This is a genomic window from Parasphingorhabdus marina DSM 22363 (genome assembly GCF_900128895.1).
Classification (GTDB): Bacteria; Pseudomonadota; Alphaproteobacteria; order Sphingomonadales; family Sphingomonadaceae; genus Parasphingorhabdus; species Parasphingorhabdus marina.
In genome coordinates this window covers 1,001,538-1,019,688 of sequence record NZ_FSQW01000002.1, presented here as the reverse complement: position 1 = coordinate 1,019,688, position 18,151 = coordinate 1,001,538, and the positions used below count along the sequence as shown (strand labels likewise).

18 protein-coding genes are annotated in these 18,151 nt (G+C 57.7%); 10 read left to right on the top strand and 8 right to left on the bottom strand.

The genetic code is table 11. The annotated features are described in order from the left end of the window. Positions 1 to 78: 78 nt before the first annotated feature. Entirely contained in the window at positions 79 to 792 is a 714-nt protein-coding gene (rph, locus tag BUQ90_RS14620; RefSeq protein ID WP_074205867.1) for a ribonuclease PH, read from the bottom strand. A gap of 114 nt (positions 793 to 906) precedes the next feature. On the opposite strand from rph, the gene BUQ90_RS14615 reads away from it, so the two are divergent. The 3 genes from BUQ90_RS14615 to grpE are packed head-to-tail and all read left to right on the top strand — an operon-like array spanning position 907 to position 3,445. Continuing rightward, positions 907 to 1,689 (top strand): alpha/beta fold hydrolase, encoded by a 783-nt coding sequence (locus tag BUQ90_RS14615; RefSeq protein ID WP_074205866.1) that lies wholly within the window; start codon positions 907 to 909, stop codon positions 1,687 to 1,689. Positions 1,690 to 1,728: 39 nt separating this feature from the next. Then, positions 1,729 to 2,775, top strand: a complete 1,047-nt coding sequence (gene hrcA / locus BUQ90_RS14610) for a heat-inducible transcriptional repressor HrcA (RefSeq protein ID WP_074205865.1) — start codon at positions 1,729 to 1,731, stop codon at positions 2,773 to 2,775. 58 nt (positions 2,776 to 2,833) lie between these two features. Further along, positions 2,834 to 3,445, top strand: coding sequence for a nucleotide exchange factor GrpE (gene grpE / locus BUQ90_RS14605; RefSeq protein ID WP_074205864.1), 612 nt, complete (start codon positions 2,834 to 2,836; stop codon positions 3,443 to 3,445). Between the two features lie 9 nt (positions 3,446 to 3,454). Here the strand turns inward: grpE and BUQ90_RS14600 are convergent, their stop codons facing one another. Together BUQ90_RS14600 and BUQ90_RS14595 are read right to left on the bottom strand one after the other, a co-directional pair. After that, positions 3,455 to 4,324, bottom strand: coding sequence for a DUF1295 domain-containing protein (locus tag BUQ90_RS14600; protein WP_074205863.1), 870 nt, complete (start codon positions 4,322 to 4,324; stop codon positions 3,455 to 3,457). Positions 4,325 to 4,327: 3 nt separating this feature from the next. Then, the gene (locus BUQ90_RS14595) at positions 4,328 to 5,557 is read right to left on the bottom strand and encodes an acetyl-CoA acetyltransferase (RefSeq protein ID WP_074205862.1); all 1,230 of its coding nucleotides are present in this window, start codon (positions 5,555 to 5,557) and stop codon (positions 4,328 to 4,330) included. Positions 5,558 to 5,683: 126 nt separating this feature from the next. Between BUQ90_RS14595 and BUQ90_RS14590 the strand changes: the two genes are divergently transcribed. Both BUQ90_RS14590 and BUQ90_RS14585 read left to right on the top strand, forming a co-directional pair. Continuing rightward, complete coding sequence (locus BUQ90_RS14590) at positions 5,684 to 6,634, top strand: MBL fold metallo-hydrolase (RefSeq protein ID WP_074205861.1); 951 nt, start codon at positions 5,684 to 5,686, stop codon at positions 6,632 to 6,634. An 89-nt stretch (positions 6,635 to 6,723) separates the two neighbouring features. Beyond that, entirely contained in the window at positions 6,724 to 7,317 is a 594-nt protein-coding gene (locus BUQ90_RS14585) for a PadR family transcriptional regulator (RefSeq protein WP_143182876.1), read from the top strand. A 36-nt stretch (positions 7,318 to 7,353) separates the two neighbouring features. Here BUQ90_RS14585 and BUQ90_RS14580 read toward each other — a convergent pair whose 3' ends face one another. Both BUQ90_RS14580 and BUQ90_RS14575 read right to left on the bottom strand, forming a co-directional pair. Beyond that, complete coding sequence (locus BUQ90_RS14580; RefSeq protein ID WP_074205859.1) at positions 7,354 to 9,282, bottom strand: sensor histidine kinase; 1,929 nt, start codon at positions 9,280 to 9,282, stop codon at positions 7,354 to 7,356. Between the two features lie 4 nt (positions 9,283 to 9,286). Continuing rightward, positions 9,287 to 9,940, bottom strand: a complete 654-nt coding sequence (locus tag BUQ90_RS14575; protein WP_074205858.1) for a response regulator — start codon at positions 9,938 to 9,940, stop codon at positions 9,287 to 9,289. 188 nt (positions 9,941 to 10,128) lie between these two features. On the opposite strand from BUQ90_RS14575, the gene BUQ90_RS14570 reads away from it, so the two are divergent. Then, entirely contained in the window at positions 10,129 to 10,932 is an 804-nt protein-coding gene (locus tag BUQ90_RS14570; RefSeq protein WP_074205857.1) for a nuclear transport factor 2 family protein, read from the top strand. Here BUQ90_RS14570 and BUQ90_RS14565 read toward each other — a convergent pair. Continuing rightward, on the bottom strand, positions 10,929 to 12,284 hold the full coding sequence (locus tag BUQ90_RS14565) for a GntP family permease (RefSeq protein WP_074205856.1): 1,356 nt from the start codon (positions 12,282 to 12,284) through the stop codon (positions 10,929 to 10,931). The genes BUQ90_RS14570 and BUQ90_RS14565 overlap by 4 nt on opposite strands. A gap of 225 nt (positions 12,285 to 12,509) precedes the next feature. Between BUQ90_RS14565 and BUQ90_RS17890 the strand changes: the two genes are divergently transcribed. The 3 genes from BUQ90_RS17890 to BUQ90_RS14550 all read left to right on the top strand — a co-directional run bounded on the left by BUQ90_RS17890 (position 12,510) and on the right by BUQ90_RS14550 (position 14,949). Beyond that, a complete protein-coding gene (locus tag BUQ90_RS17890) occupies positions 12,510 to 13,181 on the top strand; it encodes a PEPxxWA-CTERM sorting domain-containing protein (protein WP_143182875.1) in 672 nt (223 codons plus the stop codon). Between the two features lie 119 nt (positions 13,182 to 13,300). Continuing rightward, the gene (locus tag BUQ90_RS14555; RefSeq protein ID WP_074205854.1) at positions 13,301 to 14,695 is read left to right on the top strand and encodes an MATE family efflux transporter; all 1,395 of its coding nucleotides are present in this window, start codon (positions 13,301 to 13,303) and stop codon (positions 14,693 to 14,695) included. Between the two features lie 80 nt (positions 14,696 to 14,775). Beyond that, complete coding sequence (locus BUQ90_RS14550; protein WP_159437120.1) at positions 14,776 to 14,949, top strand: HP1242/YdcH family protein; 174 nt, start codon at positions 14,776 to 14,778, stop codon at positions 14,947 to 14,949. A 129-nt stretch (positions 14,950 to 15,078) separates the two neighbouring features. Here BUQ90_RS14550 and BUQ90_RS14545 read toward each other — a convergent pair whose 3' ends face one another. Together BUQ90_RS14545 and BUQ90_RS14540 are read right to left on the bottom strand one after the other, a co-directional pair. Further along, the gene (locus BUQ90_RS14545; RefSeq protein WP_074205853.1) at positions 15,079 to 15,552 is read right to left on the bottom strand and encodes a vgr related protein; all 474 of its coding nucleotides are present in this window, start codon (positions 15,550 to 15,552) and stop codon (positions 15,079 to 15,081) included. 15 nt (positions 15,553 to 15,567) lie between these two features. Beyond that, positions 15,568 to 16,008 (bottom strand): copper chaperone PCu(A)C, encoded by a 441-nt coding sequence (locus tag BUQ90_RS14540; protein ID WP_074205852.1) that lies wholly within the window; start codon positions 16,006 to 16,008, stop codon positions 15,568 to 15,570. Between the two features lie 189 nt (positions 16,009 to 16,197). On the opposite strand from BUQ90_RS14540, the gene dnaK reads away from it, so the two are divergent. After that, complete coding sequence (gene dnaK / locus BUQ90_RS14535; protein ID WP_074205851.1) at positions 16,198 to 18,144, top strand: molecular chaperone DnaK; 1,947 nt, start codon at positions 16,198 to 16,200, stop codon at positions 18,142 to 18,144. Positions 18,145 to 18,151: the final 7 nt, after the last annotated feature.

Sequence of the window (18,151 nt, the reverse complement as noted above, 5' to 3'; positions counted from 1 at the left end):
GCGAAGGCTGGGGTCTCAGGCGTTATGAATAACCGCTCGAGATGCCAACCTGCGCTGGCATGACAATGGTGTTGGTGCCTATGAAACCGCCTTGTCCTGCGCTTCGAAAATCTGGCCGCAGCCGATTTTCGCGAGCCGGAGCAGGCGCATCAGGCCTTCCTCGTCATAGGTCGCACCCTCGGCTGTCGCCTGTGCTTCGGCGATATTGCCGTCGCCGGTCAGCACAAAATTGGCGTCCGCCCCGGCATTGCTGTCCTCGTCATAGTCGAGATCGAGCACTGGTGTGCCGTCATAGATCCCGCAGCTGATCGCAGCGATTTTCTGTTCGATCGGATCTTCGGTGATCAGCTTCTGTGCCATCAGGTCATTGACCGCCAGCCGCAGCGCGACCCAGGCGCCGCTGATCGAGGCGGTACGGGTGCCGCCATCGGCCTGGATGACATCGCAGTCGAGTGTGATCTGGCGCTCGCCGAGCTTTTTGAGATCTACAACAGCGCGCAAGGAACGTCCGATAAGGCGCTGAATTTCCTGTGTTCTGCCAGACTGCTTGCCGCGGGCCGCTTCGCGCGAGCCGCGCGTGTGAGTGGCGCGGGGCAGCATCGAATATTCGCCGGTGACCCAGCCCTCACCCTTGCCGCGGAGCCAGGGCGGGATCCGTTCTTCAACGCTCGCGGTGCACAGCACCCTGGTATCGCCAAAGCTGATCAGGCAGGACCCCTCGGCATGTTTGGTGAAACCGGTTTCAATGATGATAGCGCGCATCTCGTCCGGCGCGCGTCCTGAAGGGCGCATATGTGATTCTCCTGTGGCTTGTCAGTGCCTGGCACTATCTTCTGATTCGTGTGGAAGCAACGAAGCTATGGGGAAATTTGATGATATGGCGCACAAAGTCAGCTAACCGGTGCTATGGGCAGACGTCGCCAGATCGCATATTTTCATGGAGTTCCCGGATCACCAGCGGAACTTGATCTTGTAAGGTGCAAAAAACCGCATGAACTGGATGTTTTTGTTCCGGACAGACTTGTCTGCGGAACGGACCGGGACCTGTCCGAAAGTTTTCGGGCTGTGGCTGACCAGATTGAACAGCGATATCCGGATGGCAGGATTGAGATCATCGGCTTTTCACTGGGTACCTACTTTGCGCTCCAGGTTGCTCCCTTTCTGTCGCAGCGGATAGATGTGCTACACCTTGTTTCTTCGACTGCCCCTCTACAGTGGTCCGGCTATCTTGAGGATATGGCCGGCAAAGCCGTGTTTGGAATGGCGAGAGAGAATCCGGGTCTTTTCGGAGGGATGACGAGTATCCAGTCGTTCATGGCCCGATATTTTCCGAACATCCTTTTCAAGCTGCTGTTTGCCAGTTCACGCGGGGAAGACAGGAATCTCATCGGCGACAGCCGGTTCGAAAGTGTGCTTTCAGGCATACTGACCGACAGTCTGGGACATGGTTCAAGAAGCTACCAGGCGGAAATTATGGGATATTCAAATGACTGGTTGCCTCAGCGCAATTTGTCGGAAAAGAAAATCATTCTCTGGCACGGCCAGAAAGACAACTGGTCACCCGTTCAGATGGCTCATGATCTGCAAGCCTATTTCGGTGAGGGAACGGAACTGAAGGAGTTTCCTGGCCTTTCGCACTACTCGACACTGCAATATGCTCTCCATCAGATATTGTGCGATCATTCCTAGACGCTGGAATCCTGATCGGATCTATCTTATCTAGCCTGTATGACCAGCACACCCATCACCGAAATGAACGCACGTGCACAGGATATTTTCCGCGTGGTGGTGGAATCCTATCTCGATAGCGGCGCACCGGTCGGTTCCCGGACCATATCCAAGGCGCCGGGGCTGGAGCTGTCACCCGCCTCGATCCGCAATGTCATGCAGGATCTCGAGGAACTCGGCCTGCTCGCCGCGCCGCATACCAGCGCTGGCCGGATGCCAACCGAGCTCGGGCTGCGGCTGTTTGTCGACGGCATGATGCAGGCGGCGGAGCCGTCGCAACAGGAGCGGGAAGCGATTGAAAGTCAGATCAGCGAACGGGGCCCGGTCGAGGATGCGCTGCGTGCCACGACGTCGGTGCTGTCCGGCCTGTCTTCCTGTGCCGGTCTCGTCATGGTGCCGAAGCGCGAGCCGTTGCTCAAACAGTTCAGCTTCGTCAAATTGTCCGAAGGGCAGGGGCTGGCGATTCTCGTGTCACAGGACGGCGCGGTGGAAAACCGCGTGCTTGATCTGCCGCCGGGCGTCTCGGAATCGGCGCTGGTCGAAGCCGGCAATTATCTCACCGCGCGTTTCGCCGGATTGTCCCTGTCGCAGGCGCTGGCCCGGCTGGATCACGAGATCAGCGCGGGCGAGCTCGCGATCGACAAGGCATCGGAAGATCTGGTCAAGGCCGGTCTGGTGACCTGGAGTCGCGATCCGGCGGACCGTCCCGTGCTGATCGTGCGGGGGCAGGCCAATCTGCTCGACGACAGCAATCTTGATGATCTCGACCGTGTCCGGCAATTGCTCGACGAGCTGGAAGGCAAGCAGGAGATTTCCCGGCTGCTCGACAATGCCCGCGATGCCGAAGCGGCGAAAATTTTTATCGGCGCGGAGAACAAATTATTCTCGCTTTCCGGCTCATCTGTGATAGCGGCCCCCTATCGCGATGGAGAGGGCCAGGTGGTTGGCGTCGTGGGAGTTATCGGTCCGACACGGTTGAATTACGCCCGGGTCGTACCCATGGTAGACTTCACAGCGCAAACCCTCTCCCGTTTGCTGACCAAATAAACGAATTCTGGCGGACAAAATGCCGCCCAAATGATTGAAAACAGGTTGATTTGAACAAATGAGTGACACCAAGCCCGACGAGAAGAATGAAAATCTGGATGCCGCGGCAGAAGCGGAACTGGAAGGCGTGCCGGAAAGCATGAAACAAGGCGGCGAGGGCGAAAATCCGTCCGAAGAAGACGCCACCGGTGATGACAGCCTCGAGCGGATTGCAGCGCTAGAAAACGAGCTGGCCGAGACCAAGCAGGCGGTGCTCTATGCCCAGGCCGAGACGCAGAATGTTCGCCGCCGTCTGGAAAAGGATGCGCAGGACGCCAAGGCCTATGCCGCCACGGGTTTCGCGCGCGACATGCTGTCGGTGATGGACAATATGCAGCGGGCACTGGAAGCGATTCCCGACGAAGTGAAGAATGAAGAGAAATGGGGCGGTCTGATCGGCGGGATCGAAGCCACGGCGCGCGAGCTGGAAAAAGTTTTCGAACAAAATGGCGTGAAGCGCGTCGCCTCAATGGGGCTGCCGCTCGACCCGAACCAGCACCAGGCGATGGTCGAAATTCCGACCGAAGAGCATGAACCCGGCACGATCGTGCAGGAAATGCAGGCCGGCTACGTCATCAAGGACCGCCTGCTCCGCCCCGCCTTTGTCGGCGTGGCGAAGAAGCCGGAATAGCCGCTCGCATCACGCCGCTTTGGGTGGGCGCATCAGCAAAACAGGGGTGTTGTCGGCATAGGCCCGGTAGGCCGGGTCATCGCCCCATTTTTCCTCGGCATGGGCTTCCAGTTTGGGTATGCCGCTGATCCTGATCAGGAGCGTGGCGACGAAGATCGGGGAGATGATTGTGACCCATTGCCATCCGCTGAGGATCGGCAGCGAGGCGACCGTTATCCCGGTCCAGAGCAGGATTTCGCCGAAATAATTGGGATGGCGCGACCAGGCCCACAGGCCGGTGGAGATGAACTTGCCCTTGTTCTCCGGCTTCTTGCGAAATTCGCGCTTTTGCCGGTCGGACACGACTTCGATGCCAAAACCGGCCAGCCACAGGACGATGCCGATGATTGCGAAAATATCGATCGGCAGGCGGGTGTCGCTGGTGATGATGGCCAGCGCGCTGGCGGCGGTCAGCAGTACCCAGAGCGCCTGCAGGGTCCAGGTGAAAAAGAAACGCGGGGGCGAGACCTTGATCTTGTCAAACCGCTGATCCTTGCCGTCCGCCCGGATGCGCAGGAACAGGAAGGAGCCCAGGCGCAGCGCCCAGACCATGACCAGCGCGGCGATGATCAGTGCGCGATTATCCAGTGGCCCGGACAGCGCGCAGGCAACAGCCATGATCGTGACATAAGTGATCGACCCGGTGAGATCGTAGAATTTTTCGGTCTGCCAGATATTGGCGGGGATGAAGGCCAGCCAGTTGATGGCAAAGGCGAGGATGCCGCAGAGCAGGAACACCGGCATGGTACCGTACAGGGCGCCATTGTCGCTCCCGGCGAAGGCTACGCCGGCGCCAATCGCGATTGCAATGGCCAGCGGCAGCAAGATTTTCAAATTCACGAGTTAAACCCCCACAACAAAGGAACAATTGGTGGTGCCCGATCCGCCCACATTGAACGTGCCGACATTTCTGGCGCCCTCAACCTGATAGTCTCCGGCGGTCCCGGTGACCTGTTTCATCGCATCGAGCATCATCCGCACGCCGGTCGCGCCGACCGGGTGACCCATGCCGATCAGGCCGCCGGATGGATTGACGGGCAAACGGCCATCAAAGCCGATCACACCCTCTTCGACCGCTTTCCAGGCTTCGCCCGGAGCGGTGATCCCGAAATGCTCGATCGCCATATATTCGGTGACGGAAAAACAGTCATGGGTCTCAATCGCATCGAGCTGGTCCGGTCCGCTGATCCCTGAGCGCCTGTAGGCATCGGTAATCGCCTTGCGGGTCCAGGGCAGGACATAATCGTCATTCGCACTTTCCTGCAATTTGGTGCGCATCAGCATCGGTGCTGTCGTGTGGCCCCAGCCTTTGATCTGGGCGAGGCTATCCAGCGCGATGCCATGGGTGTCGGCATATTGCTTGGCCCGGGCTTCGGAGGCGAGGAACACGACCGCGGCGCCGTCAGACACCTGACCGCAATCCTGTTTGCGCATCCAGCCTTCGATCACCGGGTTATGCTGGTCATCCTGGGTGAAGCTTTTCTCGGTAAACTCCCAGCTGCGGGTCTGGGCATTGGGATTGCGCCGGGCATTGGCGAAATTTGTTTCGGAAATGGCCATCAGATGGTCGTGATTGAGGCCATATCTGCGGTCATATTCCTCGGCGAGGTCGGAGAACATGGCGGGCCAGATATAGGTCGCGTCCTGGCCTTCTTCGCCGACATAGATGGCAGCGCCGAGATTGTCGGCGGCCTGCTGCCCGGACACATTGCGCATCAGCTCGACACCGGCGACACAGGCGAGGTCATAGCGGCCGCTCTCGATATCTGCCATCGCGCCGAGAATGGCGAGCGATCCGGAAGCGCAGGCACCTTCGTGTCGGGACGACGGCATGCCGGAGAAATCCTTGTGCACATGGCCGAAAAAGCCGCCCAGCATGCCTTGTCCGGTAAACAGTTCCGCGACGAAATTGCCGACATGACCGACATCGATATCTTTCGCATCCAGCCGGGTTTTCTCCAGTCCCGTGCGGACCGTCTGGGAGAAAAGGTCGAAGAGGTCGAGATTTTCGCGCGTCCAGTTTTGCGCAAAGTCGGTTTGATGACCGCCCAGAACGTAGACCTTGCCCGACATGCTGTATCTCCTTCTCACCTTATACGGGCCAGCCTACACAGTGGATGAGACTCTGCAAGCCTGCGCCGGAGATTGCTTCGGAAAATGTCGCTGGTACGGATTGCGGGGAAAGGTTAGTCTGACGGCATGAAACGCCTGCTGCTCCTCGCCTTTGTCCTCATTCTGGGCGGTGCGATCTACCATTATGTACTGGATGGCTCACTGCCCGGTGAAAGCAATTATCCACTGGACATCGCAGAGATCCGGACATTGGCAGCGGCTCCCGAAGACCAGTTGCCGGTCGAAATTCGCACCGAGATATTGGCGAAAACGCCGGTTCCGGCCTTTGCGGTCCGCGCAGGGGCGGGTTTCGGCGAGGCACTGATGAACCGGAATATCTTCCAGATTGTCACGCCGGATGGCCATTATGCGCTGGAAGCGGGCATGGATCAGCGGCTGGCGGAAGAATATGATCAGGCCGACGGCTTCGATGCGCAGGTCTGGACGCGGATACAGGATGTGCTGTCCTCGGCCAAAGGGATCATGGTCACGCATGAGCATCTGGATCATGTCGGCGGCATCGTCCGTCACCGCAATCCTTCTGAGCTGGCGGACAAGCTGATCCTGACCCGCGAACAATTTGAGGGGATGCTGCGCTACACTTTGCGCGGGGAACTACCGCCGGAGTTTGACAGCAATGAGCCGGTAAAGCTGGAACGCCTCGTGCAGGTTGCACCGGGAATCGTCATGATCCCCGCCGCTGGTCACACACCGGGCAGTGTGATGGTCTTTGTCAAACTGGCCAGTGGACAGGAATATCTGTTCATTGGCGATATCGCCTATACCGAAGGCAATGTCACTGAAGGCGTCGACCGGACGCGGCTGGTGCGGTTGTTGATGGTCGATCCGGAGGACAGGGGCGCGGTGGTCCATCAGCTCAAGGCCATTCATGATCTGTCCCGGGCCGAGCCGGACCTGCATATCGTTCCGGCGCATGCAGACGGCGTCATCAATCGCCTGATCGACGAAGGCCAGATCCGTCTGGGTTTCTCGCTGGTGCAGCCTCTGGCTCAGGAAGAAAAAACCGACGCAAATTGAAGGGCTTGCCATTTTTCCCGCGGCGACTTCTTGTTTAAGTAATTTAAAGATATATCTTAGAAATAGTTTAGATATAAAGGAGAGATATTATGCGCTATGCACGTTATTCTGATTGCGGACCGGGTTCCCGGCGCGGTAAGTCCTGGGGTGCCATGGACGGAAAAAAATTTGCAAGAGCCTTTGCCGCAGCGGCATTTGAAGGGGCGAAAGCCAAACGGCGCGCCCGGATGTTCCAGCGCGGCGAGCTGAAACTGCTGGCGCTTCACCTGATCGCCGAAGAACCGCGCCACGGTTATGACCTGATCCAGAAGATCGAGGAACTGACCGGCGGCCATTATGCGCCCAGCCCGGGGATTGTCTATCCGACGCTGACCCTGATGGCAGACATGGATCTGATCGATGAAAAAGTCGATGAAGGCGGCAAGAAAATCTACTCGATCACCAAGGCTGGCGCAGCGAAGCTCAAGGATGAAGAAAAGCATATAGCCGATATTCTCGAGCGCCTCGAGGGCGTGGCCCAGATGGGGCAGGCATCCGACGCCGCCTCCATCAAGCGCGCGACCGGGAATCTGAAAAGCGCGATCCGGATCCGTCTGGCGGATGAGGAAAAGGGCTCGGACAAGATCCTGGACGTGGCGGCGATCATCGATGAAGCGGCCAGCAAGATCGAACGACTGAAATAACGGAAGCCCGTTAAGTCACATTTGGAAAAGCTGGATTTACCCGTCCAGCTTTTCCAGTTTCCGCTCCAGATCTGACGAAGGCGGCACCTGTGGCAGCCACAGGCTGACCGCAGTTCCGCCCCGGTTTTCGCTCTCGATCGTCAGCAGGCCGTGCAATATCGCGGCCCGTTCATACATGAAATTCAACCCCTTGCTGCCATTGCGGCTGCCTGGCTCAAAGCCGGTCCCGTCATCCAGAATCGAGATCCGCAAGCCGGCCTTGCGCTCGAAGGAATCGGGCTTGCAGGCGAGGGTTATGGTGGTCGCTTTCGCATGCTGAAGAATGTTGCTGAGCGCTTCCTGCAGCAGGCGCAGCAGGTGGAGACTGTGACTGGCATCCATCCACTCGAGCGGATCGCAATCCTCGACTTTCCAGATACTCGCAATCCCGGCTTCGGTGAGTTCCTGTTCCATCCGGTGGCGGATATTGGCGAGCAGGGTCACGACATCGCCTTCTACTGGTGCCAGCGAGTCCACCGTGATTTTGAGATCGCTGATCGCGCGTTGCAGCGTCTTGATCGTTGGCGCCGGATCATTGCGCTTGCGAGCTACCGCCAGAGCAGTGACGAGGCTGGAGCCAATCCCGTCATGCATCTCGCGCATCAGCCGCTCGCGCTCGGTTTCCAGCGCCCGGTCCACTTCCATTTCCCGTTGCGCTTTCTGGGAGGCCGCCAGGGCGTCGGTGGCTTCCGTCACGCTTTTCTCGAGATGGACATTGGTCTCCTCGACCAGACTGAGCGCACTCAAAAAGCGGCGGGCGAGCGACAGCATGAAGACCATGAACAGGAAAAAACCGATAAAGGGCTGGAAATGGAATCCGGCGCCCGTCCACCAGTCGATATTCGGTATTCGGCCAATGTCGTGAATGCCGGTGGTGGCTGCCAGTGACAGCAGGACAAGCAGCATCCAGCTTTCCGCCGATCCTGTGCGGATGGAGTGGCGGAGCAGAAGCACGAGGAAGGTCCCGAACAGGACCACGGTCATGACGCTGCTGGCCATGTCGGTGCGATCGGTGAGAGTCAGCACATAGCGGGATACACTCAGCAGCAGGCCGATCGCAAACATGGCAAAGATGATCTGTTTACGGTGCCGCAGTTTCAGGAACTCGGCGCAAAAGGCCAGCGAGCAGGCGACGGCGAAATAGACGGAATAATAGGTGATTTGCTGAAACAGGACCGGGTCGAAAGGCACCGTTTCCGCGAAAAAATGGTAGTTGCGCGCAAACCAGAGGATGCCGGTGAGCGAAAGCCAGAGCAGTTCCCGTTCCTGCCGCCGCCCCAGCCACATCACAAACACGAACACCGAGAGCAGCAACATGATCCAGTTCAGGGTTTTGGGCGCATCGATGCGGGCAAAATACTGGCGCTGGTAGATCGCTCCGACGGCATTTTGTGAGCCGATACTGATGGTTCCGATTCCCAGCGCGTGCTTGTTACCGGATTCCACCCGCAGCGCGATTTCATTTCGGCCGGGTTTGAGCAGTGCCTCGGGCAGGGGGATCAGATAGGGCTGGTTCCAGCCGAGCATGAGTTTTTGATCACTGCTATAGTTGCGAAAGATATTCACGCCATTGACGAAAACCGACAGTCGTTCCCGGTTGTCCTCGGTGAACACCGAAATCGCCTCATTGCCAAGGGATGAGCGGTCAAATTCCGCGCGAACCCAGGCCGACAGGTCGCCGTCCTGCTGCGCCCGGGCTTCGTCGGAAAGCCAAAGGGCAGGCAGGCCGCGTGCCGCCCAGCCCGAGTCCGGCACCGCGTCACTCCTGCTCAGCGAGATTTCGGCCCGGGAGAAGCGCAGGATCGGTCCCTCGGGATGATCTTCCACAATGACGGCCGGACCGGATGGCGTGGTCTGCGCCAATGCGGCAAAGCCCAGCGTCGCCGCGCATATCAGCACGAGCAGGCAGATCAGCCGTGCAATCAAGCCATCAGCTCCTCAAAATGCCGCGACTGGAAGCCTCGTACACGGCTTCGGCGCGCGAATTCACTTCCAGCTTGCGATAGATATGCTTCACATAAGTGGCGACGGTATGCGCCGAGATGTTCATGATTTCGGCGGATTCCGAATAGGAAAAGCCGCGCGACAGCAGATTGAGGGTCTCCAGCTCACGGCTGGACAGCGCTTCGGCGAGCTGGTCGACCGGCTCCGCCTCCGGCTGCAGCTGTTTCAGCACCAGGCGGGCGATGATCGGGCTGATGGGAGATCCGCCCGCACGAATTTCCCGGATCGCATCGACGCAGCTCTCCAGAGGCTGGTCCTTGAGCAGATAGCCCCGGGCCCCGGCGCGGATCGCGTTGAGCACTTTCTGGTGATCGGCGAACATTGTCAGGACCATGATATCGATGTCATTCTGGCGTTCCGATGCCATCCGCACGAGATCGGTGCCGTCGCCGTCCGGCAGGCCAAGGTCGCAGATCAGGACATCGAAGCCGCCGCCCGCGACCAGCTTTTGTCCCGCAGCGAAATTCGGTGCGGACCCGACCAGCTCCATGTCATCGGCTGATTCAACGACTGTGCAGATATCCGCGAGAACTGGTGGGTCATCCTCGACAATGGCGACTTTGGAAAATCCGGGTCGCATAAAAAACCTCCCAATGACCAAATGCAAAGGATGACCGGGATCCGGACTAGTCCAGATGGCCGGTCAAGGCATATCCCATGAACTGGGGATGGCATATTGCGCGCCATTTCTCCACTTCTCTCTCAAACGCGGCAGCCAGGGTCGGGCCCAGGTTTGGGCGGTGCTTTTGGAAAACGGAAGGATTACCGATGAAAACATGGATGAAAGTGGTGCTGGGAGGCGTGGCCTTTCTGGGGCTCTTGTTCGGACTGGTGTTCTGGATAACCGGCGGGGCTGCGGATGCCAGCGACGAGTTCTTTGCGAAAGTCCAGAACGGTGAAATGGATCAGGCTTATGAATTGCTGACCGAGGATTTTCAGGCCGGGACATCAAAAGAGCAGCTCGAGAGGTTTCTGTCATCCTCTGCGCTCGATCACGTCACGGAAACCAGCTGGTCTTCGCGGTCCATTGAAAATAATGTGGCCACCCTGAAAGGAACAGTCACCACCGATACGGGCGGTGTCATTCCGCTCACGGTAACACTGGTCAATTCGGATGCCGGCTGGAAAATCCAGGGTATTGAGAAAGGACAGTCGGGGATCTCCGGCGAATCTGATATGCCGACATTGCCGCCCAATGAAAAGCAACGCGAAATTGCCGGGGCCACAACCGATGTCTTTATCGACAGCGTTGAAGCCGCGGACATGACGGCGCTACATCAGGTGTCCTCGTCATTTCTCCAGGAACAGGCGACCGTCGAGAAGCTCAACGCGGCATTGCTCGATATTGGGGGATCCGATGGTGAGATGAGTGTTCTCAAGGGCAAGACACCCTTTCTGGCCGGACCTGCAGAACTGGACAAGGAAGGAACACTGATCATCAACGGCTATTACGACACTCTCCCGAACCGGTATGAGTTCCGCTACAAATATGTCTATGAAGACGATGATTGGAAGCTTCTGGGGATCAGCAACCGGGTGGTTCCTGCCACCACGACCTTCGCCTCCTTCTAGAATATCCCGAACAGCACCACGGCCATGATTGTGCCGATCACCGGGATAACCACGGTGAGTGCCCCGACCGCCCCATAGGCATCCTTGTGGGTCTCCCCGCACACCGCGCGGATGGTGGTGACAACATAGCCATTATGCGGCAGACTATCGAGCGCGCCGGACGAGATGGCGACCACGCGATGCAGCTCGTCGGGTTGCGCGCCGACATCGAGATAATGCGGTGCAATCAGGGGAAGGGCGATCGACTGGCCGCCAGAGGCCGAGCCGGTGAGGCCGGCGATAACGGTGACTGCTATGGCTGCACCGATCAGCGGACTGCCGGGAATATTCTGCACCATCACCAGCGCTTCCTGAAAGGCCGGAGACAGTTTTGCCACCGCACCAAACCCGACGACCGCGCAGGTATTGGTGATCGCGACAACGGCGCTGGTGGCCCCCCGGGAAAAGGCATCGGGCATGGCGGCCAGCTTCTTGAATCCCACAATCAGCGCCACGACTGCTCCGGAACCCAGAGCGGCCACCAGCGCCCATTTGTCCAGCGAACTCGCGGGCAACAGGGCGGAAAGGGGGCCCATATTCTGGGGATATTGAAAGATCAGGAACACGCCGAGCACGGCAACCAGCGGCAACAGACAGAGGATCGGAGCGGGCAATGCGCTATAGTCGGTATTGGTATCGTCGCTTTCCCGGCCGACAAAATGTTCGCCCCGGGCCACCGCGCGCTTGACCATCGCATTGAGCCAGAAATGCCCGGAGACGGCCATGAATATCGCGACGACCAGGCTGACTTCCCATCCGGCATAGGCAGTGGTGCCCAGAAACTCCATCGGGATCAGATTCTGGATTTCCGGCGATCCCGCCGTCGTCATGGTGAAGGTCACCGAACCAAAGGCGAGGGCGGCCGGAATGAATCGACGCGGCAAATTGGCTTCGCGAAACAGGTGCACGGCCAGCGAGTAAACCGAAAAGGCGACGATGAAAACGCTGACCCCGCCATAGGTCAGCACCGCACAGGCTGCGACCACGGCGAGGACCGCATGCTTGATGCCGATCTTCTCGACGATCCAGTGGGCGACGCTGGCGGCGGCTCCGCTGGCACTCATGATCTCCCCGAAAATCGCCCCAAGCAGGAACATGAAGAACCAGCTTTTGAAGAAGCCGACAAAGCCGTCCATATAGGCGGTGGCAAAGTCGGGCGCATCGGCTGCGGCGAGGGGTGGCAACCAGGCGATGCCGCTGGTCGCAGCCACGATCGCCGCTGCCACGGGACCGGCAATGAGAATATTCACGCCTCTGACCGTCATGTAGATGAGCAGCGCCAGTCCGCCAATCAGTCCGATTGCACTCAACATCTGTATGAAGTCCCCGACCCGTTAATTTTGTGAATGCGCGGAACTGCCAGAGGTGCGCCTGCTCAGGCAAGGGATAATTTTTGGCTCTGGCTTTGAAGCCCATGAGAACCGCAAAAACAGATGTCTCAAAACGGGACAAATTTTTAACAATATATTGATTTTTCGGACCAATTTGGCTAGTGAAGCGACAGGGTCGAGGAATTTCTGTCTCTCGAGGGGGTTTTTGTGAATAAATTGATGAAATATACGCTGGGTACAGCGATGGCCTTGGCTATTCCGATGGTGCCGGCTGCAGCACAGAATATTGACAATACCACTGGCGGTTCGTCAGGGAACATTCAGCGCTTCGGATCGACAAACACAGCAACTTATGGCCAGTTGTTCAATGCCGGCGGCAGCGCGATCAACAGTTTTTCGCTCTTTCTCGGCGATCGGGTAAGTGGTGCTGGTGATCTGGACTTTAAAGGTTATCTGGGAACCTGGGACGGGACGAAAGTCGGGTCCGTTCTTTACTCCAGTGACCTTCGAAGCCACGGAGATGCCGGGTTGACGGAATATATGTTCAACACCGGAGGCTTGGGACTCACCACTGGCAATACTTATGTGGCGTTTTTGAGCATTTCGGATCTCGGTGCACAGCCCGTGAGCACGTTCAACATGCCATTCGCCAATGATGACATTGATGGAAATTTTGTTTTCCTGAATAATGGTACGAATTTTGGTGGACTCACGACCAATACATGGAGCTCCAGAAGTTCCGACATCTTCTTCAAGGCGAACTTCGGCATGGGCGCAGTTCCTGAGCCGGCAACATGGGCCTTCATGATCTTCGGCTTTGGTGCTGTTGGTGCAGCGATGCGTCGCCGCAAGCAGAATGTGAAAGTCAGCTACGCCTGATTCTTTCCAGTCTGAAAAATTTCACAAGCCCCGCTGAAGCAATTCGGCGGGGTTTTTTCTTGCCGCTGGAATTGCGGGATTGGCTGGTATCGGCGGTCTGACTGGGCTAACGCGCCGCAATGACTCGCACAGTGCAAACCTTGACCGGACCGGCAGCATGGCGGCACGAGACCGGGGCGACGCTTCGTCTCGCCTGGCCGCTCATCCTGTCGAATCTGACGATGGCGCTGATCGGGGCCACGGATGTCCTGATGCTCGGCTGGCTGGGGGCGAGAGAGCTGGCTGGCGCCACGCTGGGTTTCAACCTGGCGATGAGCTGTGCCATTTTCTGCATGGGCCTGATCACGGCTTCTGCACCAATGATGGCCAGTGAAATTGGCCGCATGGCCCACAGCGTCCGGGATGTCCGCCGGACGTTTCGGCAAGCAATCTGGGCGGCGGTTTCGGTCATCGTGCCGTTCTGGTTCCTGCTGTGGAATACTGAGCAGATATTGGTCAGTTTCGGTCAGCAGCCTGATCTGGCCCGGATCGCAGGCACATATATATCCGCCTATATGTGGTCTGTGTTGCCGTTTCTGGGATTCATCATCCTGCGAAACTTCGTATCGGCGCTGGAGCAGCCGGTCTGGGCGCTGGTTGTCAGCGTCATTGGCGTTCTGGCAAATGCCTTGTTCAACTATGCCCTGATTTTTGGCAATTTCGGCGTACCGGCCTTTGGAGTGGCCGGGGCCGGTATCGGCAGCGTGATGACCAATGTGCTGATGTTTGCCAGCATGGCACTGGTCGTGATGTTGCACCCGCGCTTCCGGCGCTATCGGTTGTTTGGCCGCTTCTGGCGCAGCGACTGGCAACGTTTTCGTGCCTTGTGGAAACTGGGTCTGCCAATCGGCATTACCATGGGGCTGGAAGGATCCGTGTTCGGCATTGCAGCTTTGCTGATGGGACTGATCAATGCCGAGTCCGTGGCGGCGCATGCGATTGCACTGCAACTGGCCTCGCTGACGTTCATGGTGCCGATGGGGCTGGGGCAGGCGGCGACGGTCCGGGTGGGCATTCAATATGGTCGCCGCGATCACCCGGGCATTGCACGGGCGGGCTGGGTCAGCTTTGTCCTCGGCACGGGGTTCATGGCTGCCATGGCCCTGGTGCTGTTGCTCGCACCCGAATTCCTGATCGGTCTGTTCATAGATGCGGACGCGCCCGGGAATGCGAAAGTGGCCACCCTTGCTGTCAGCTTCCTCGCGATTGCGGCAATTTTCCAGATTGTCGACGGGGCGCAAGTGGTGGGTGCCGGCATGTTGCGCGGACTGCACGATACAACGGTTCCCATGATCTTCGCGCTGATGGGGTACTGGTTCATTGGAATCGGCGTCGGTGCCGGCCTGGCTTTCTGGCAGGGCTGGGAAGGCGTAGGAGTCTGGGTCGGGCTTGCCAGCGGTCTGGGCATCGTCGCTGTACTCATGCTGGCCAGATGGTCGATGCGTGCACGTTTGGGACTATTGCCCAACCCATAGAAGCAGCCTATCAATAGTTCAGACATCATTCGATTGGATGAATTCCCCGATTCTCCCTATTTCTGTTTCAGGAGATGCGAATGAACAATTATCTGAACAAGCTTTATCAACGTCACCGCCGGCTCAACCGGCTGATTGACAACTGCAAGGCCGCCAGCCGGCAGCAGGAATTGCGGCAACTCAAGAAAATCCGCCTGCGGATCAAGGACGAAATCGCTGCCGCTCGGATGAAATTGGAACCCGCCCGGCTATGACGGGCGTTTACCCAAGGCGCCGGCATATGCAATACTTCGGAACTTCTCCCTCCCTCAACACCCCCGAAATTGCATATGCCGGCCATTTTCCGTTCATGGTCGGCTGGACCGGTGACTATCTGGCAGCCGTCAGGCCGGAACGACCTGCTGAGGCCCAAAAGGAATCAGCCCGGCAAAATCGGCCAGCTTCGATCCGTTCTTGAGGATCATGCCCTTGCGCAACAGGAAGACGTGGCGGACGATTTCCGCCTGCTGTTCGACATTGTAATCCAGGAAATTTTTGCCGGGTATCAATTCATAGTCATAACGACAAAAAGGATGGCGCACGAGTGGCAGGAAAACCCCCTGCTGGTGCTGCCAGACATGGACCATTTCGTGAATGAACAGCCCCTGCAGGTTCAGGCCCGCGCCACAGAAATCTGCACAGAATTTGCCGCTGTCGGGGTGGAACCACAGGTTGCCATCGGGCGCCATGGTGATGTGCCTCGGCTGGAAGGGCCACCATTTCCGGTTGAAAATGCGAACCTGGCCATAGTCTATGGCATCACCAAAGACCGATTGGCACAGCGCAGTTTCGGCGGTTGAAAGTAAGCGTCCGGTCACTGCGATGCAGCCGGATTATTCCGGATCACCCATTTTCCGGACCACGGCGTCAAATTCGATGCGGTCATCATTCGAAAAAATGAAGATCATTTTCAGCGATCCGCGCGATATCGAACCATTGCCGATACCCCAGATCATCAGATGTTTGCCGCCGGGTTCAAAGCTGACTGTCTTTCCAGCGGGGACCGGAACTGACTTCACCGGCTGCATGACTGAAACACCGTTTTCTTCAACCGTCTCGTGCAGCTCGAGCCGCACGACGTCATCAGAAGTCACGCCGACAAGTTCGACATCTTCCGGGCCGCCGTGAACATCAAAATATCCGGATGAGGGATTGCCGTCGACCGGGGAGAGATTGACCACGGCCTCGTCCACATAGAGTACATCACCCTGACCGCACGCGGTCAAAGCCATCAACAGGGCACCACCAAAAATTACCGATAAGAATTTGTGCATAAGCCTTACAAATCTCCTGAATTTCTGTGCCATTTCGCTACTGTTACCAATGTAGGGGCTTCCCGTCTGGCTGCCAAGTCTTGTGCAGGGAAAAATGCCACCTATATCCCATTGCGAAGCTGTAACGGTGCCACTCGAAAAGGGCCGGGCGGCTATTTTGCTTAATATGGAAATTGAACTGAGGGAATTATGGCTAAAGTTATCGGTATTGATCTCGGCACCACGAATAGTTGTGTAGCCGTCATGGACGGCGGCAAGCCGAAGGTTATTGAAAATGCGGAAGGCGCCCGGACAACTCCGTCCGTTGTGGCGTTTACCAAGGATGGCGAGCGCCTGATCGGCCAGCCGGCGAAGCGCCAGGCCGTAACCAATCCGGAAAGCACGATCTTTGCGGTCAAGCGCCTGATCGGTCGCCGCTTTGATGACCCGATGACGAAAAAGGACATGGAACTCGTTCCCTATGAAATCGTCAAGGGTTCCAATGGCGACGCATGGGTCAAGGCCGGTGGTGAAGACTATTCTCCCGCTCAGATATCTGCCTTCACGCTGCAGAAGATGAAAGAAACCGCCGAAAGCTATCTTGGTGAAACGGTCGAGCAAGCGGTTATCACGGTTCCGGCCTATTTTAATGACGCCCAGCGCCAGGCCACGAAAGATGCCGGCAAGATTGCGGGCCTCGAAGTTCTGCGCATCATCAATGAGCCGACGGCGGCTGCCCTGGCTTACGGTCTGGAGAAAAATGACGGCAAGACCATCGCGGTATATGACCTCGGTGGCGGGACTTTCGATATCTCCATTCTGGAAATCGGTGACGGTGTTTTCGAAGTGAAATCCACCAATGGGGACACGTTCCTCGGCGGTGAAGATTTTGACGCGAAACTCGTCGAATATCTCGCCGATGATTTCAAGAAGCAGGAAAGCATTGACCTCACCCAGGACAAGCTGGCTCTGCAGCGTCTCAAGGAAGCTGCCGAAAAGGCGAAGATTGAGCTGTCCTCGGCACAGACCACCGAAGTCAACCTGCCGTTTATTACGGCCGATCAGAACGGACCGAAGCATCTGGTGAAATCGATCAGCCGCAGCGATCTGGAAAAGCTGGTCGGCGATCTCGTCAAGCGGACGCTCGACCCCTGCAAAAAGGCGCTCAAGGACGCCGGTATCAACGCATCGGAAATTGACGATGTGGTGATGGTCGGCGGCATGACCCGCATGCCGAAGGTGCGCGAAACCGTGCAGGAGTTTTTCGGCAAGGAGCCGCATGTCGGTGTGAACCCGGACGAAGTCGTTGCCATGGGCGCCGCCATTCAGGCCGGTGTCCTGCAGGGTGACGTCAAGGATGTCCTGTTGCTCGACGTGACGCCGCTGTCGCTGGGTATCGAAACCCTTGGCGGCGTGTTCACGCGGATGATTGACCGCAACACGACCATTCCGACCAAGAAATCGCAGGTCTACTCGACCGCTGATGACAATCAGCAGGCCGTGACCATCCGGGTTTTCCAGGGTGAACGCGAAATGGCCGCGGACAACAAGATGCTCGGCCAGTTTGATCTGGTAGGCATTCCGCCGGCACCGCGCGGTGTACCGCAGATTGACGTGACGTTTGACATTGATGCCAACGGCATTGTCAACGTCTCGGCCAAGGACAAGGGCACCGGCAAGGAACAGCAGATCAAGATCCAGGCCTCTGGTGGTCTCACCGATAACGACATCGACCAGATGGTTCAGGATGCCGAGAAATTTGCCGAGGAAGACAAGAAGCGGCGCGAAGAGGCGGAAGCCAAGAACAATGCCGAAAGCCTTGTCCACACCACCGAGAAGCAGCTGGCCGAACATGGCGACAAAATCGATGACGAGCTGAAAGGCCAGATCGAGGCGGCGCTGAAGGAAACGAAGGAAGCCATTGAAGGCGGTGATCCGGAAGCGATGAAGACCAAGTCGGAAGCGCTGGCACAGGTCTCGATGCAAATGGGTCAGAAGATCTATGAAGCCGAGCAGGCTGCTGGCGGTGACGCGGCGGATGCAGCGGCAGCCGATGCTGCGGCAAAAGCCGATGACGATGTCGTCGACGCCGAGTTCTCGGAAGTCAATGACTCCGACGATGCCGAGCCGGAAGACAAAGCCAAGGCCGCAGAATAATGAAATG

What these genes read in the sequence shown, in the direction of transcription:
- grpE (WP_074205864.1), top strand. Translation starts at nt 2,834, where the DNA reads ATGAGTGACACCAAGCCCGACGAGAAGAATGAAAATCTGGATGCCGCG.
- BUQ90_RS14595 (WP_074205862.1), bottom strand. Translation starts at nt 5,557, where the DNA reads ATGTCGGGCAAGGTCTACGTTCTGGGCGGTCATCAAACCGACTTTGCG.
- BUQ90_RS14575 (WP_074205858.1), bottom strand. Translation starts at nt 9,940, where the DNA reads ATGCGACCCGGATTTTCCAAAGTCGCCATTGTCGAGGATGACCCACCA.
- BUQ90_RS14540 (WP_074205852.1), bottom strand. Translation starts at nt 16,008, where the DNA reads ATGCACAAATTCTTATCGGTAATTTTTGGTGGTGCCCTGTTGATGGCT.
- BUQ90_RS14585 (WP_143182876.1), top strand. Translation starts at nt 6,724, where the DNA reads ATGCGCTATGCACGTTATTCTGATTGCGGACCGGGTTCCCGGCGCGGT.
- BUQ90_RS14570 (WP_074205857.1), top strand. Translation starts at nt 10,129, where the DNA reads ATGAAAACATGGATGAAAGTGGTGCTGGGAGGCGTGGCCTTTCTGGGG.
- BUQ90_RS14550 (WP_159437120.1), top strand. Translation starts at nt 14,776, where the DNA reads ATGAACAATTATCTGAACAAGCTTTATCAACGTCACCGCCGGCTCAAC.
- rph (WP_074205867.1), bottom strand. Translation starts at nt 792, where the DNA reads ATGCGCCCTTCAGGACGCGCGCCGGACGAGATGCGCGCTATCATCATT.
- BUQ90_RS14565 (WP_074205856.1), bottom strand. Translation starts at nt 12,284, where the DNA reads ATGTTGAGTGCAATCGGACTGATTGGCGGACTGGCGCTGCTCATCTAC.
- BUQ90_RS14590 (WP_074205861.1), top strand. Translation starts at nt 5,684, where the DNA reads ATGAAACGCCTGCTGCTCCTCGCCTTTGTCCTCATTCTGGGCGGTGCG.
- dnaK (WP_074205851.1), top strand. Translation starts at nt 16,198, where the DNA reads ATGGCTAAAGTTATCGGTATTGATCTCGGCACCACGAATAGTTGTGTA.
- BUQ90_RS14555 (WP_074205854.1), top strand. Translation starts at nt 13,301, where the DNA reads ATGACTCGCACAGTGCAAACCTTGACCGGACCGGCAGCATGGCGGCAC.
- hrcA (WP_074205865.1), top strand. Translation starts at nt 1,729, where the DNA reads ATGACCAGCACACCCATCACCGAAATGAACGCACGTGCACAGGATATT.
- BUQ90_RS14615 (WP_074205866.1), top strand. Translation starts at nt 907, where the DNA reads ATGGGCAGACGTCGCCAGATCGCATATTTTCATGGAGTTCCCGGATCA.